This is a genomic window from Gracilibacillus saliphilus, from assembly GCF_010994085.1.
Classification (GTDB): Bacteria; Bacillota; Bacilli; order Bacillales; family Amphibacillaceae; genus Gracilibacillus; species Gracilibacillus lacisalsi.
On the sequence record NZ_WJEB01000022.1, the window covers coordinates 19,522 to 35,775 of the forward strand.

Annotated in this window: 15 protein-coding genes; 3 read left to right on the top strand and 12 right to left on the bottom strand. The window is 33.3% G+C overall.

The window, feature by feature from the left end; all coding sequences use genetic code 11:
* Positions 1–42: 42 nt before the first annotated feature.
* Both GHT08_RS14360 and GHT08_RS22485 read right to left on the bottom strand, forming a co-directional pair.
* Positions 43–1,206: an MFS transporter gene (locus tag GHT08_RS14360; protein ID WP_163582084.1), complete on the bottom strand. Its 1,164-nt coding sequence runs from the start codon at positions 1,204–1,206 to the stop codon at positions 43–45.
* Between the two features lie 335 nt (positions 1,207–1,541).
* A complete protein-coding gene (locus tag GHT08_RS22485; protein ID WP_337747611.1) occupies positions 1,542–1,754 on the bottom strand; it encodes a putative holin-like toxin in 213 nt (70 codons plus the stop codon).
* Positions 1,755–2,204: 450 nt separating this feature from the next.
* Here GHT08_RS22485 and GHT08_RS14370 point away from each other — a divergent pair, with 450 nt between their 5' ends.
* Entirely contained in the window at positions 2,205–3,092 is an 888-nt protein-coding gene (locus tag GHT08_RS14370) for a sulfurtransferase (protein WP_163582085.1), read from the top strand.
* 1,021 nt (positions 3,093–4,113) lie between these two features.
* Positions 4,114–4,302, top strand: a complete 189-nt coding sequence (locus GHT08_RS14375) for a hypothetical protein (RefSeq protein WP_163582086.1) — start codon at positions 4,114–4,116, stop codon at positions 4,300–4,302.
* A 773-nt stretch (positions 4,303–5,075) separates the two neighbouring features.
* Here the strand turns inward: GHT08_RS14375 and GHT08_RS14380 are convergent.
* The 5 genes from GHT08_RS14380 to GHT08_RS14400 all read right to left on the bottom strand — a co-directional run bounded on the left by GHT08_RS14380 (position 5,076) and on the right by GHT08_RS14400 (position 9,960).
* A complete protein-coding gene (locus GHT08_RS14380) occupies positions 5,076–5,249 on the bottom strand; it encodes a hypothetical protein (protein ID WP_163582087.1) in 174 nt (57 codons plus the stop codon).
* A gap of 384 nt (positions 5,250–5,633) precedes the next feature.
* Positions 5,634–5,777: a hypothetical protein gene (locus GHT08_RS14385; protein WP_163582056.1), complete on the bottom strand. Its 144-nt coding sequence runs from the start codon at positions 5,775–5,777 to the stop codon at positions 5,634–5,636.
* 83 nt (positions 5,778–5,860) lie between these two features.
* On the bottom strand, positions 5,861–8,428 hold the full coding sequence (locus GHT08_RS14390) for an AAA family ATPase (protein WP_163582089.1): 2,568 nt from the start codon (positions 8,426–8,428) through the stop codon (positions 5,861–5,863).
* A 93-nt stretch (positions 8,429–8,521) separates the two neighbouring features.
* Positions 8,522–9,418 carry a glycerol kinase gene (locus GHT08_RS14395; protein WP_163582090.1) on the bottom strand — a complete coding sequence of 299 codons (897 nt, stop codon included), beginning with the start codon at positions 9,416–9,418 and terminating at the stop codon, positions 8,522–8,524.
* A 56-nt stretch (positions 9,419–9,474) separates the two neighbouring features.
* Complete coding sequence (locus GHT08_RS14400; protein ID WP_238343585.1) at positions 9,475–9,960, bottom strand: restriction endonuclease; 486 nt, start codon at positions 9,958–9,960, stop codon at positions 9,475–9,477.
* 569 nt (positions 9,961–10,529) lie between these two features.
* On the opposite strand from GHT08_RS14400, the gene GHT08_RS14405 reads away from it, so the two are divergent.
* Positions 10,530–11,948, top strand: coding sequence for an SNIPE associated domain-containing protein (locus tag GHT08_RS14405; protein WP_163582092.1), 1,419 nt, complete (start codon positions 10,530–10,532; stop codon positions 11,946–11,948).
* Positions 11,949–12,249: 301 nt separating this feature from the next.
* On the opposite strand, the gene GHT08_RS14410 is transcribed toward GHT08_RS14405, so the two are convergent.
* The 5 genes from GHT08_RS14410 to GHT08_RS14430 form a co-directional block, all read right to left on the bottom strand.
* Positions 12,250–13,347, bottom strand: coding sequence for a BRCT domain-containing protein (locus GHT08_RS14410; RefSeq protein ID WP_238343586.1), 1,098 nt, complete (start codon positions 13,345–13,347; stop codon positions 12,250–12,252).
* 2 nt (positions 13,348–13,349) lie between these two features.
* Complete coding sequence (locus tag GHT08_RS14415; protein ID WP_163582095.1) at positions 13,350–13,781, bottom strand: hypothetical protein; 432 nt, start codon at positions 13,779–13,781, stop codon at positions 13,350–13,352.
* Positions 13,782–13,892: 111 nt separating this feature from the next.
* Complete coding sequence (locus tag GHT08_RS14420; RefSeq protein WP_163582096.1) at positions 13,893–14,714, bottom strand: abortive infection family protein; 822 nt, start codon at positions 14,712–14,714, stop codon at positions 13,893–13,895.
* A 12-nt stretch (positions 14,715–14,726) separates the two neighbouring features.
* Complete coding sequence (locus GHT08_RS14425; protein ID WP_202882531.1) at positions 14,727–15,074, bottom strand: tetratricopeptide repeat protein; 348 nt, start codon at positions 15,072–15,074, stop codon at positions 14,727–14,729.
* Positions 15,075–15,555: 481 nt separating this feature from the next.
* Positions 15,556–16,083, bottom strand: coding sequence for a hypothetical protein (locus GHT08_RS14430; RefSeq protein ID WP_238343587.1), 528 nt, complete (start codon positions 16,081–16,083; stop codon positions 15,556–15,558).
* Between the last annotated feature and the right edge of the window lie 171 nt (positions 16,084–16,254).

Consider the following 16,254-nt stretch of genomic DNA (forward strand, 5'->3'; position numbering starts at 1 on the left):
ATAATGGATACCTTTAAAAGCAAGAATGGTAAAGGGTTAATATCAAACTAGTTGTTTTTGATAATTCCTCGCAAAAAGGATAATAACAATCATCAAAATTGATAACCCTGCCAGCACAAACGCAACCATTGTTGTCGTTGCATGATCCATCAAACTCCCCGTGATCAAAGGAAAGAATATGCCACCAGCTCCACCTGAGGCAATTAAAATACTCGTGATTTTATCCGTACTTCCAGGTAACAAGGTTGTCGCATAGACAATTGCAATTCCAAATACACCAGCCATCATTAAGCCAATCAGTACTATTAACACATAGCTGAGCCACAGACTAGTTGCCATTCCTAATATAGCAATAAAAACAACCGTTCCTGTACAACAGATGATCAGATAGCGAGCATATTGCATCCATTCAGCTAAATGTCCCGCAGCTAAACGACCAGCGACCATCGCTCCCCAAAAAATTGTTACAGACAATGTTGCTAGAAAGGTAGCTGCTTCCACCTGGTTCACTAGAATAGCAGGCAAGAAATTCATCACACTGATTTCTAATCCAACATAAACGATGAAAAAGATCATAAACATAGCTAAAATGATACGATGTTTTGTTGAAAACCGCACTTGATCTTTTGTTTTAGCTTGGCTAACTTTTCCCATATACGCTTCTAAAGAACCAAATGAAGTTTTCATCCAGAAGACGCATATCACTACTGCGTATACGCCTAACACTAGAAACGAATAGCGCCATAAATCCGTGGATGCGAGCCAGCCGGAAATAATCGGCATGATTAAAGAACCTAGACCAAAAAACACTTCTAATCTACTAAAAGCAATCGCTGGTTTATCATTGATCGCATCAATAATTAAGGCACCTACCAATGGTTCAATGATACCAAAGCCAAATCCAGCAAAAATTGCAATAAAAAACCAAAATTCCCATGGCACAAGTGACATAAACATGATTTGAGCAAGTGTTATGGATATAAATGAGAATATAAGAGTCCTTCTTCTACCTATTAATCTAGATAAATAAGACGCTGAAATTACCCCTGCCAAAAAACCTACAGATTGACTCGCAATGAGAATGCCACCTTCTGTGTAGCTTCGATCATAATAATTCAAAATCTCCGTCAAAATTGATCCAAGTATAATGTGTGTAAATCCAATAAGTAAGTATGTAAAAGACCCAATCCAAATTAAACGTTTCATATATCCTCCTGCTATTTCCCTATTCTTATGTATATGTAAATTTAGCTATCAGAATAATAACTGTCGACCTCATTTATCTTATCATGAAAGTCCTTTTTTGTAAGTTAAAGCTAATTCGTGAAATAGTTCGAATCATTCAAGTTCTACTCCTATTTCTAATTATTAACTTTGAAGATTGTGACAATTCTACCCCTTATGTTATAATTACAGTAAGAAATGAATATAATATAACCCGGAGCGGACACTACGGGTTATGGATAAGCGGTCCCCCCAGAGGGATCGGCTATCAAGTGTGATAGACCTCACCTACTACGTTTCAGGGTTAATAGGGAGGTCTATTTTCTGTTGATCAATGACACGATCAAAGCGAGTAATGCAATCAGGAAGGTACCGAAACCAAATAGTACCATGAAACTTTCATACATACTCATAGGCACCCCTATAATAGGAATAATTACTAATTCTAGACATCTCTTCCGCATCATGAAAGAATTATACATCATTTTTTTTAAACATTTTTTCTGTAGTTCCTCACTAACTGTATCCATAGCTAGTGTGTATATACTCTTCAAACACGTCAGATTCGACAAGTGCAATTGTAGCACCGCAAATTCCAGCAACAGTTACACCACATTCTAACAATTCATTTGTCTACTTTATAATCGGTTTGTGCCTTGGGTCATCCAAGTGTATCTGCTCCAGGCAAAAATAAAAGTGTTGAAGGTGAGAAAATGATTTCATCGGTAGTTATCTCAGGTATAACTTTCATACATCCCTTTGTTACAACTGATTCCTTCGTAGCTCCCTCGGTCTTCACAAAACTATATCACTTTATTTTAAAGTGTATTGATCCGAATATAGTTTGAATTATACATTATCATTGCTACAATACGCTGTTAAAGCTCTTTCATTGCATTACTAGTGAAAAAATATGTTAAAGTAAAAGTATAAAATCTTACACGAAAACAAAATTCAGTAAATACAAATTGGAGGAAACTATGAATAGCAAACATGTAATGATTGATACGGATTGGCTTGAAGCTCACTTGAATGACCCGAAACTTCGATTGCTTGATGCAACTGTTATTATGAAACAAGATGAGAATGGAGTGGTTATATCATCAGGAAAAGAAGAATATGATAAAGAACATATTCCAGGTGCAGTTTTTGTAGATCTTATACATGAACTAAGCGATATGAAGGCACCTCTTCCATTAACAGCACCGTCACATGAAGAATTTGCACAAACAATTTCTGATTTAGGTGTTGGGGAAGGTACCTATGTTGTTGTATATGATCGTGGAGCTGTTGTAGGAGCACCATTCTCAGCTTCAGATTGGGCTTCTCGTTTATGGTGGCAACTTCGCCTCGAAGGTTTCGATGAGGTATATGTATTAGCTGGTGGCTTACCAAAATGGAAAGAAGAAGGTCGCCCATTGACGGATAAACCAGGATCTTATCCAAAAGCAACTTTTACAGGGCAACGAAGACCTGAACTACTTGCATCAAAAGAGGATATAAAGAACGCTATGCATGACACCTCCACTGTCATCATTAATTGCCTATCTCCTGCTGAATTCAAAGGTGAGACAGATGCTTATCCACGTAATGGGCATATTCCAAACAGTAAAAATGTGTTCTTTGGGGATGTTACCGATCCGGAAACAAAAGGAGTGCCAGACAAAGATAAATTACACGAACTTTTTGAACCAGTCGGAGCTTTAGATACCTCCAAAAAAGTAATTACTTATTGCGGTGGTGGAATTGCTGCAACATGGAATGCGTTAGCACTATTCACACTTGGTCGTGCAGATGTTGCTATCTATGACGGTTCCATGGTGGAATGGTCATCCGATGAAAGCCTTCCGCTTGAAGTAGGGGAATAAGCTGTTAATATACAAACCCGGAGTATTTTTATACTCCGGGTTTTGTTATGTATAGGTTTGTTGCCGGACCGAATTCGCCTTTTCTAGCTAATAAAATAAATTCATGAACGCCTAATTAAGTCAAGTCTAGTTAAGTTTAACTAAGCTTGATATAAAATGTTATTTAAAATAGAAACCACTAAAAAGCGTTTCAACAAGTTTTCACTCGTTAAATCGCTATTATATAGTAATTAAAAATACTAGCCGGCAGTATCAAACCACATATACACAAAGCTTAAAGGCAGGTACTTATTAATTTTGTATCCAGTTCTTACTAGTGGCTTCACCCGCCTATAAATGTTATAATGATTGTGCGATGAGCTAATTTGTGTAAGACGAGGAATGGTAATACATGTGAATGTGGTCGCATAATTTCTCGCCGCAAATATACGTAGGAAACGCCTGTATTTATACAGGCGTTTTTCTTATTAGGGGACATTTAGGTACCTATTGTTTACTAAAATGAATGACACTCATCTTGAAGGAGCAACAGGAATGCAACAAAAAATGTCATTATTCAGTAAGTCTTATATAATAATTACAAATAAATATTAAAAATTTCTGTGAAAGGAAGTGTTACTATTAGCAAAAAGATTGTTGTTTTGCTCTTTCTTTATATTCTTTTTAGTGAATAAAGCGGATGAAGAGAGGCACTTGTGCGGAGTTTTGAGCCAATGTTTGCGGATGGGAGAGCCAGCAATATAAATAAGAACAACCTCTTTTATAATAAGAATTACGAATCATTACCCCCTTGGTTTTTTTATCTAGAGGGGTTTTTCGTTGTAAATGACTTACATATTTAAGCAGTTCAGTGTAAACTGAATTCAAATAAATAATTGAACAAAATTTATAGTAGTTAAATTCATAGTTGTCTGAATAAGCTACGTATTGTATTATAATTGTAACTTATTAAAAGCTACATTACTATTGCTGGATAATCAATATTTTGATGCGCTATTTAAAATGGAAAAGGAGGAAACTTATGAAAAAGTATATTTGTAATGAGTGTGGAGGAGAATTCTCCAAAAATCAACTCGATTCAGAATTACTGGTAGATGGTGAGTCTCTCTGCAAAGGATGTGCTAGCAGCTTAAGGGGTGCTGGAAGAGACTTTGTAGATCCTAATCATAATTTTGATTCGTATGAAGACTGGGACAAAAATGGACGTTAACTAAAATAACAGAAGTATTAATTTTTTTTATTTCTTTGCTTACTATATTGGATGCTATAGTATATTTGTTTTCCGAAACAATCAATCTTTTTTTGAAAAAACAATCTTATATCTGCTCGAGAAGAACCCATTTTGATCAATCTTTTGGCAAATTGGGTTCTTATTTGTTACTTATTGTAACATGTAGGTTTGGGAGGTGCTTATGAACAAACCTCATTTATAATCTACACAAGTGGCTCACTCACCCGCAGTCACTGGCTTTATTGTCCGCAATACTCATTTTTAGTTAGCTGTTCCAGTTCAAACTATATAAAATATAAAGAAGAGAAAAGGAAGTCCGTTAAAGTGAAAGACTTTAATATTGAAATCATGGATGATCAAAAAAATTAAAACTACCTAGTGGAATTAACAACGAGAGGAAAACAAATTGGCAATAAAGCAGTACTACCACAAACAGAAATGTTGATTATTAATAAAAGTAAAGAGAAATTCGTAAGTTTAAATACAAATACAAACTACCAGATTAATGTATTTAAAACCAATGTTGAAACAAAGGATAAATATTTCAAAAAAGAAAACCAACAGAATGTAAGGGGAAAAACTTAAATCTCTTAATTCACCCCCTACAACAGACGAAAAAAGCATAGAGATTAGATTAACTGACGACACTGAATAATTTCTATTAAATATGCTTCAATATGTAAATGGCTGAATTAAGATAGATTAATAGGTCTAGCCCTATTTAACACATTTATTTTTATTAGAAAAAATTGTTAGTTACTCTTTTTGTCTGCTATAGAAAGCCATAATCCCACTCCTATCACGAATCCCATAAAAAGTCCCATAAATGTGTCTTCGAAGATAGGTATAAATATTATTGTGCCACAAATCAAGCCCAAAGAAATATAAGCTAACCATAATAATATGCTTTTATAATTTTTATTCACAATCCACCCTCCTTCTATGACGTTCAACATATATGCTGAATATTTCTGTATTGTCATATTCTCGTAAACACAGTATTCGTAATAAGCGATATATCCATTGTTTCATTCAAGAGTAGAGACCATTTGCATTATAACCTATTACAATAAAGGCATAACACCTTCTACTGATGTTATGCCTCTAGTTGCGGATTATTAAGTGTTAAGATATATTTCTACTAGATTAAAAGAATCTTCAGTGTTGAGGCATAAACATATTCCATAAATATATTTACGGTCTGTCCTCCGCACTCTGGTATACCCAATGTGTCTTCATAAATATAATGAGGGCAGTGACCCTCACCCCTGGCCCCTACACTAAGTTATTAAGTGAACCATTAAACACTTCTATCTCAATTCATCATCCAATGGTACAATCACCTGATCCAAAACAATCCTCCACTGACGCTTCATTTCTGGTCCGTATTTCAACTGTTTAGCATCCGGATTTACCGCTTTTAAGGTGTCAGCTCTCCGCAGACAATTGTCCATATAGAGGGCCTGATCCCATACCCCTATGTCTTCACTATTTTGTTAAATATATAGCAGTTATAATACTGACCATATTTCAGATGTTACCTTTTATTAAAATCATCTACCCAGTTCTTAACAATGTTCATATCAGTTTCTAATTCATCAAGTGTTGGTAACGTTACAGGCGCTTCAATTGATTGTGAGTGTTCATGTTTTGAATATTTGGTCATGTATTCATCAAACATATCACAGTCTGTTTCTTTGATATTTATTAATTTGTGAATCTTATTACGAGTATTAATTTCTCTACTGAATCTTTTCACAATATCGCTTAACAATACTGATTCAACTAACCTTTCTAAAATGATTCTAAACTCACTACAAATCCCTTTTACTATTAGTTGATGGGTTTCTTCGTCGATAGTGTCTCTATCTTTTTTGGCTTTAGCGATATTCTCATTTATAAGTTTATTAAGTGCCTTATCAGGTCTTTTTGCGAATAAAGATGTATCACCTGGTTCCCCAGTCCCCCACGATCTTCTACTTAATCCAATAACATTTGATGTAATACTATTACGTTTAGACAATTCCTCTAACATATTTATTAGTGAAATCCTATGAGAAAAAACAATAACTTGTCTATCTTTACTTAGTTCCACTAAACGTCTGACAGTGGCTTCTTCATATATTAAATCTAGAGAAGATATTGGATCATCAAATATAAAAGGATTATTAGAATCTCTTCCTTCTACATCAGCCAAGAAAGCAGCTAAAGAAACTACTCTTTGTTCCCCTTCGCTCAGAATTTCAGAAGTTGAGACATTAAAAGAAGGATTTATTAGTTTTATTTCATGAAGCACTTGCCCTCTCCGAGTTCTAGTTTTAACTAGTTCTATATTTAAATGGGAAGCTCCCAAAGCTTTTATCTCATTATTAAACCTTTGAATAAAAGCTTCTGTAATTAATGATTCTGAAAGTGCTGATTTCTTCATTGATAAAGAATGAGTGCTTGTAGATCTTTTTGCTAACTTCAATTTTTCCTTGTAATTTAAATTAGCTACTTCTCTTTTAATTGCATCTTTTTGGTTATTAAGCCATCTAGTTAAATCTAAATCTAGTAATCTTTTTTCTATTTCAGCTCTATTTTCTCCTTTAGCATCCTCCTCAAAAGAACGAGCTCTTTCCTCAAGCGAACTGATTTTGCTCTTTAACAATACTAAACTTTCTTCATTTGGTAGATCGGGAATCTCATCGAGTTTTATACTATCTGAAAAAAGTATTTCTCTTCGATCAGATAACATATTTACAAAATCATTTAGTAATTTTCTCTCGCCCTCAGCAATTATGTCTGAGGAATTAAGTTGTGAACTCACATACTCCTCTGTGGGTATTTCACTAAATTTTTCTAAGGTTTCTTCAACTCGTTTTTCGGCCAGGGTAGCTTCTCTCTCTATGCTACCTTTTATATATTCTTCAAAAGACATAAATCTCTTTTTAGCACCGTCTTCCAAGGGTTGATGGCACAGGATGCATAAGGCATCTTCATCCGTATTTGGGAAAGCTTTATCTGGATAAGCATGTTTTTCCGAAAACTCCCTCGCCTTTCCCCATAATATCTTCCAAGTTTCAGAGTCAACTCCCTCAATTGGAAAGTCATTAAAAACTTTCGTTGCAGTCTCAATAGCAGTTTGTCTTTTTATTAGTGATTCTTTCTTTAATTCCATTAAAACATTACAATTTTCTGAAGAAAGTTGTTTATACAAAGTTGTTATTTTTGTTTCTAATTGTAACAAATTACTCTTTTGGTTACGTAAACTCTTTGCCTTCTCTAGAGGATTAGTTTCGGCTAATCTAACTCTTAAATCATTTAATTCCCCTTCAAAGCCTTCATTCCACTCGCAATATTCGTTAATCTCTTCAATTGTTGTTTCATAACTTAATTTTTTATACCAGTCACCAATTGAAGTATTATTAAAAGGTTGTGGAAGAGAGGGTAATGTAGTAAGCAAATTTTCATCTTCAGTAACTATAGCTTGCTGAACAGCAGTAGATACTTCAATTAACCTACTAAAAATTGATAATACCCAAGGTTCATAGGAAATTTCATTTTCATTGTTGACATATTCAAAAGCACAATCCGAATCGTAAATCGCTACATGACTTAAGGTATTATGAGTACCATGCTCACTTTTCCAGTTAACTTCTTGTTCCTCATCCTCTAAACTATATTTAATTGTACATTCCTGTGAATCCTCGGAATTATTAAAAGCATTTTTATGTAATACTCCTTGATTTTTAGCACCACAAATATGTTTCAAAATTCTGGTATACCCCGATTTACCGGTTCCATTTTGTCCGTAAATTATTGATAGATTTGCCCCATTAAAATCTAACGCTTTTCTAGGAGAAAGTGCATTAATATTCTTTATATTCTCTATTGACTTTATAAACACAGTAGTATCATCTTCTACTTCTTTAAACCCTCCCTGTATTGGATTGATACAATTTATTTCTTCTCCAATCCCTACTTCAGATTTACATAAGTCTATTAAATAACTTATATCGCTCTCTTGAATTGATCCGGTTGTGATTATTTTATTAACTGCTTCTTGTAACCACACTGGACGGTCTTGAAACCATTCAATTAACTCTGCTGAAACTTTGTTCATAAAATTACCTCCCTAAGAATAATTAAAATAACTGTATAAAGTCTGATAAATCAATTATCAGACACAAAATTGAATTTCCATAATTATTTAATGTCAATAAGCCTGTATACCAAACTTCAATAACTTCTTCGGTAAAATATCATCTAAGTTCTGAATGTCAGCGTCTTTTAACTGAATCAGATTAAAATCATACTTTTCATAAATTTTTAACTTTTCTTGTTTTCTTGCCTGATATTTCGGATTATCTTCTAATCCCCAATACTCTATATACACTCTACCCACTGGTAAATAAAAATCAGTATAGACGTCCTCTTCAATTGGTAATTTTCGCTCATAAGCATGTACAATTCCTGACATGTATAACCAATTATCAATTAACATTTCAGCTCTAGATCGTACATAATGACCATCAGCAGCTCTATGTTTCGCTTCATACTTTTGTCTGAAATCAACAGAACTCTTTGTTTCTTCCTCTTCTTTTGGTTCTGTATCTTTTCCAGCAATTTCATTCATCGTTTCTACTAGTCTCTTATTCTGTAAAATACTTTTGGGCCAATTTACATACGGAATTCCTGTTCTTTCATATTCACATTGTTTCCCGCCTATACTTTTTCCAAGCGTTGTCATCTTCCATCCCTTAATAGATTTCTCCACAAATCCAAGCTCTGACAAAATCGGATTTATTTTAAATTTAGATACCCCGAAGTGATTACTTAAAGCTGTTGCATTTATAAATACATCCTTTTCATTTGTCGTTTTAAATATGCTATTATTTTTAATATTTTCATTCCATGCTATGTATTCCCCTATTTTAGGATGTTTCTTTTTCGTTCCTACCTTCTCCCCTTTTTCAGTCAAAACCCAGTTGTCATCAACTCTTTTAACCAAATCATTATCAAGAAGGATTTGAAAGACCTGCTTTACATTCATTTTCAACTCTTTTGAGAGCGCTGTAGTTGATAAGTATTTTGTTTTTTGAGAAGTACTCATGATAGATTATTCTCCTTTGTGCAGTTTTCTAATTGATATTTAAAATATAAAAATCATTACGCACTCTTATTATATTTAATCATCCAATCCATAAGTTCTGAACGGTTAATCAATCTTACGTTGCTGGAACTAGCTAAATTAATTGCCTGTTTGGTAAAAAGACTATTAGTAATAACCCAGCATTCATCCGCTTTATAATACTTTTGAGCCGAAACTATTTCCTGTACAGCTCGAACTCCGACATTTTTCTTATATCGTTTAGCTTGTACAACAATTTTATTATTCTTTGTATCCAAAATCAGATCTGCCCCATAATCGCCGGTTTTTGGTGTTAATTTAACTTTAGATCCTCTACCTTTTAATAATATAAGCAAGTATTCTTCAAATTTGTTACCTGACATTTCGTCAATATCTTTAATACCTGATCTTTTGAGTCTATACTCCTTTATAATTTTTATAATGATTTCATAAATCACAAAAAGAGCAATGAATAAAATGATACCTAATGTAAGTAAAGGCTCCGCGGCGAGTATAGACCACAATAAATCAATTCCTATTTTGAAACCCTCGAATATATTAATCTTAGTTTTCTCCTTCTATTATCTGCCTTCTTTTGTGAGTCCAGATAAAGATATAACTAATAACCTAAGTCTAATATATCATTTTTAAAGTATGGCTTCTACCTGTTTTAGGAAATTATTCTCTTTTATACAATCTATTATTCACCAAATCCAAGATTTTCCCAAAGGGTTATTATTAAAGCTACTCACTTTTTCTATATATTAATTCATACGAATATGGTAAAATTTAGATAAGTTTTATTCAGTACAATCTTAGAAAAAATCTAATAGAACATCGAAATACAAGAAAGTTATCTTGATTAGAATCAAAAAAATAGGAGGATAGTTCTTTTCTCATTTAACAATTATGCTGAAAATATTACAAGACATCATTAATATAGGAAGCACGAGGAAATATAGTTTAACTTGAATTACATTACAATATATTAGAGATAAATCCTACTAAAAAGGATGATTTTATCACCTAGTAACAGGAGAATCGTCTAGCATCTAAAATACTAACAAATATATTTATAAAAAGGAGTTTTTTTATGAATCAAGTTAAGTGGTACTTATCAACATGGTTTATTTCTTTATGCTTTGTTTTTTCACTTTTAATTATCCCATTTATTGTCGGAATCATTTTACTTATCCTTAGAATTAAATTAGACAATAAAATTAAACACACTTGGGAAGAACACGGATTTGATCAAATAATAGATGCTCAATTTAAAAAAGAAGAAATTGATAAAGAAATTAGGAAAGCACAAGATAATGCAGAAAAAGATATGGCAAAAAAACAAAAACAAATAGAAATGTTGGAGAAACAAATCTCAACGCTTGAGAATAATAAAGATCAAAAACAGCAGGAATTAATTATTTTAGAGGACGAATTATTATATCAATCATTTGGTTTTTATGACCCGAAATTTGAGTTGGAAAACTCCGAACAATATAAAGAAAAGCTCTCTGATATAAGATCTAGACAAAAAGAAATGGTGAAAAATAAACAAGCTACAAATCATTTTGATGAATGGACATTAGAAGGAAGCAAACAAAAAGGGAAGGTAATGAACAATAATAATATTAAGCTTACTATTCGTTCTTTCAATAATGAATGTGATGCAGCCATTGCTAATGTAAAATTTAATAATATTAATGCAATGGAAAAACGGATCAAAAAATCGGCTGAACAGTTAAATAAAACTAATAAACATAACCGTATTGAAATTAAAGATTCATATGTAGCATTAAAGCTGGATGAGCTATATTTAGCCTATGAATATGCCCAAAAGAAAGAAGATGAAAAAGAAGAACAACGACAACTAAGAGAACAAATTCGAGAAGAGAAGAAAGTTCAGCAAGAGATTGAAAAACAACGAAAAAAATTGGAAAAAGATGAACAACATCACAAACAAGCCTTAGAACAATACAATAAACAATTAGAGAATGCTAACGAAGAATTAAAATTAGAGATTGAATCAAAAATTCAGGAAGTAACGGAACGTATGGAAGAATTAAAACAAGAACAACAGCAAGTTGATTACAGAGAGCAAAATGCTAAAGCAGGATACGTTTATATCATTTCAAACATTGGTTCCTTTGGCGAAGATGTATACAAAATAGGAATGACCAGAAGACTTGAACCAAATGAGCGTGTTAAAGAGCTTGGTGATGCTTCAGTTCCGTTCCTTTATGATATTCATGCCATGATATTTTCAAACGATGCTCCAGCACTTGAAGCCACTTTACACCGAGAGTTTGAAGATAAAAGATTAAATCTAGTAAACCTTAGAAAAGAATTTTTCAGTGTTTCTCTTTCTGAAATAAGTGAAGTAGTTAAGGCTAAACATGATAAAGTTGTAGAATTTACTAAACTAGCAGAAGCAGAAGAATGGAGAAAAAGCGAGAAAATTAGAAAAGAGAAAATAGAATCTCACAATCAAGAGAGGATACTCACGCACATTTAATATAGTTAAACATAATTGTATTAAAAATCATAGGCAATTTAAAAATTGATACATTGGGGCCAGGCACTCCGTATGGACAATTGTCCATACGGAGTGCCTGGCCCTTAGCCCCTTCTTTTCGCTAATGCAATTAATATAACTAGTTGTAAAGCGTTTCACTGTTCATAATTGATAGTATTATAGAGTGAATAAAGTAGAAACGTCGATGCACCTTGTAATTTTTTTGAATCTGCTGATAACCATTCCTCAACATATATATTTTTTGATAAATACTAAACAGCCCATTGTACCTCTCCTTTTCTTAGTTTAATAACATTTGATTAAATTTTGAAAGAGGAATGGTTTCAATTTGTAATTCTTCTACTTTCTTTAATAATTGATAGTTACCATGATCAGAATAGATAATCACATCCACCTTATAGCCATTTGACCCTTTGTTGATTCCGGAGACACCCAATTGTTCTGTTAAGATACTCTCCACTTTACTTTGGATGTTAAAAGGCAGTAACGCTATGTTTACTACTTTCCCTTGAAGTGCAGGTATTTTGGTAAATTGAGGGTTTATTTCTCTTTTGACGGCATGATTGTGATATGTAACCGTAGCTGTTTCTAAATTCATATCTACCGATACAGCATCAATAAACCATTCATCTGTTTGGATCTCAACTCCTAATTCTCTCGCTTTATCTAATTTACTACCTGGATTTTCTCCACAAATTAAAAGATCTGTTTTCGGTGACACACTTCCCGTTACTTTCGCACAACATTTAGATGCAATTTCTTTCATTAACACCCTTGGAAATGGACTTGCACCGGTAAACACAATTCGTTTATCCTTAAAAAGATCACTTTCCCCTTCAACTTTTGCTGACGCTTCTACAAACTTTTTGAATTTTTTAGGCGAAACCTTGTACAAAGGAATCCAAGTGTTTGGATTCGCTTTCATAATAACTTCATAGAGTACTCTAACATCATCCAATGCTGTATGCGTTAAGGAGGAATCGACATTATAAAAATTAACGAGATATTTTAACGAATACGAAAACAAATGTGGATTTTCATATTTTATGGCTCGTATCGAATCGTAGCACTCATAATTTTCGTCTAACCAGCCATAGTGTACCAAGAACTTACGATCAAAAGGAACATTATGCGCAACAATTGGATAGTTATAAGTATCGATGATATTTCTGAACTCTCTTATTTTGGATGTATCCTGAGAGATATTAGCATATCCTTCGCCCATACCCAAATGGATTAACGATTCATCTTCCACTTCTGCAATATGCGCACTGGCAATGATGTTGCCATCTTCTATAACAAATAAAGCTACCTCATAAATTCCTGAATCGACACTAAAGTCAAGTGTTTCAATATCAATCAGAATCATATTTTTCATACTTAACTCTCCCATCTATAACTGTACTTGTCTAAAAGGTATTGATCTAGCTTCTCCTTATTTTCAAAAAGTATTGAGTCCTTCTCCGAATTGAAGTGATAATGAGCACTATAGCTGCTTTTTCTAATCGTAAATGTAAGCGAAGTGGTTTTCCCATGTTCATTCTTCATTTTGACAGTATCTTTATATACAGATTTGTATTGATGCCTGCTAATTTCTTTTCCCTCTTTTTTTATTATGAATAAAGCATTGTTTTTGCAGTTGTGAAACTCTAAATCTTGATACTCATATAAACCTTGGGAGCTCCAACATTTTAAACCTTTATCTAAATGTAATAACAACATATCTTCTCTAAGAAATCCCCAGACGTGAACCTTTTTATCATCGATTTCCAATATAGCACTTTTTAATTGATTGACTCTTTCTTGTAACATCTCAATCACACTCCCATTATATGAAAATTCTAGCTATGTTTTAACATAATTTTCCTTATACCAGAATTTAAAGCTAAATGTTCGTCTTTAATTGTCATAACTATTCCACCTTCAATTACTTACTTTGGGAACAACTTTCTTGTTAGCAAAATAAGTTTCTAAAAGATACATACAAACAGTTCCACTTAAATTGATAGCAAACTTTGCATGGCGTTCACTTGGTTTATAATATACTTTCCCTTTTCCATGCGAGTCTCCATATTCATTTCTCAAAGAACCTAGACCAATAACGACTCCATTGATTGAACCAAGTATTTGTTTAAAGATTTCCTCTCCATGCTGGTCTGGTGAGAGATTTAATTGTTTTGCAACTCTACGATATAACTGACTTAAATTTTCTTTCTTGTCGTATTCTTCCTTGATGTCATCAAGTACCCATTTCGATGTACTCTCAAGCATTGCTCTAGTTGCTGTTATAGCGTCCTCCGGGTCTGTTTCGGCTTGGTCTAATGCCCTTTCCCAGTCTTTCTGAACATGTTCTATATTAAATTCACTTGTTATTTGTTCAATTTCCTTTAGAATATATCCAGTATTTACTGATTGAAGTTTTCCATTAACGAGAGTAAATCCGTCACGTTCTAATAACTTTAAAAGTTGTTTCCACCTACTATCCTCTTGAATAAACTCGTTGTCCTCATTTTCTAAAAAGAACATTTCAATCACATTCAACATTTTTCGTAAGTCACCAGAGTCTGATAATTCTAATGAAGAAACATAGTTGTCAGCTAATGACCTTCTATCACCATTCAAAGTTGACTCATAAAATGGGTCTTGAGATACTTCCTCACATTCAAATAAGTCCTCTATTCTTGTGAGTGTACTGTGAGTAGAGAGTAAGTCATAAAATGTATATAGAGTTCGTTTGTTCAACACAAAAAATCCCCCCTAACCCTTTAACTCTTTTGCTTTTGCCAATCTTTCCTCAAACTTTTCTAGTTTTGGAGTTCTGTCAGCTCGTTCCTTATTCACCTTTGTTTTAAATACATGAACAGCTCTCTCTAAAACTTCTATTTCCTTGTCATAGTCTTTTTGTTTACGATATATTACTGTTAGCCTATCATAAGGAAAGTTACCGTCAAAACGTTCATTGACGTTCTCCCAGTATAAAGACATTGCTTCCTCAACTTTTCCCTCTTTTTCAAGTTCCTTTCCTTTCAAATTTCTGTCCACTGGACTCATTGTTTTTGGTTTGGCTGGTTCATTATTGAATATCTTTTTCAAACTCTTGAACATAAAATTCCCCCAGTACGTTTTGGTTTTATGTTGATAATATTATACAAATGAAGTCGAATCTCCTTTAATTGCGCATTAAGCGTCTACTACGCAATAGTAAAATTCTTCAAAATATAGACTTATAACTTTCTCTCTAGCATTTTAACAATTGAAATAAGTCGACAATATCATTTACCGACAAAAAATCCCTATATCATCAACTCAATTCCTTAACCTCCCGATCTATCCGCTCAATCTCCCAAACGGATTCTTCCATTATTTCCTACTCCAAATCCTCTCAATCTTCCATCCTTTTGACTCTAAAAACCGCTGCCTATAAATAAGTTGTCTTCGAAAGCGACTCTAAGAGGAGGCTCCTCCTATGTCTACTAGTTATAACTAAAAAAATTGATGATCGCTTAGATAAAGCCTAAAGGTTAGCTAACTCGTTTATTAAGTGATTTCCAGAATACGTAAGCAGACTTCATGTGATCTTACTACCTTAATAACCAACCACTTCAGTAGAAACTCGAGACATTACTTCATCAGAAATCTCATTAATTTCCAACAAGTAAACTTTGTTCAACCTAGGATTAAAAATTCCTAATTGTTCAATTTTTTGGAACTCTTCATGAACAGAATGTTTGCCCATTAAATAATACATTAAGAGTTGCAGTGTGTGTTTGTTGGTAGGCTCATTTTTTGAAACTTTAAAATCCCATAAGGTTGATTCGGTTAAAAAGTCACCATCTCCAGTAGAAACGATTTCAGTGTATCCCCCTTCAAACGTGAAACCGTCTTTTACAACAGGACCATAATCCTTCCAAAACGAAACACTACGCTCCACCATAGTTTTAATATTCGAGATGGTGTCGTCATCAGCATTAATAGATTGAACTGGTTTATACGCTCTTATGCCCGCTCTAAAAGCAGAATCAAATCCAGCTAACTTACAAGCATTATTAATAGATTTGTTATCAATACCAACAACGCCTTCTAATAATTCCATTGCATAATCGTATTCATTCACCAATCGGGATCCTGAAATAGCAATTTTAAAAGCTATTTCTTTTGAAGTACCCATTGTAAACCTAGCAAGATAATCGACAGTTATGCCCATCAAAATGCTATGTATATTTTCATTACCATATAGTTCTTTGCCATCTACCCTTTTTTGATAACATTAAATTCCTTTGGTTTA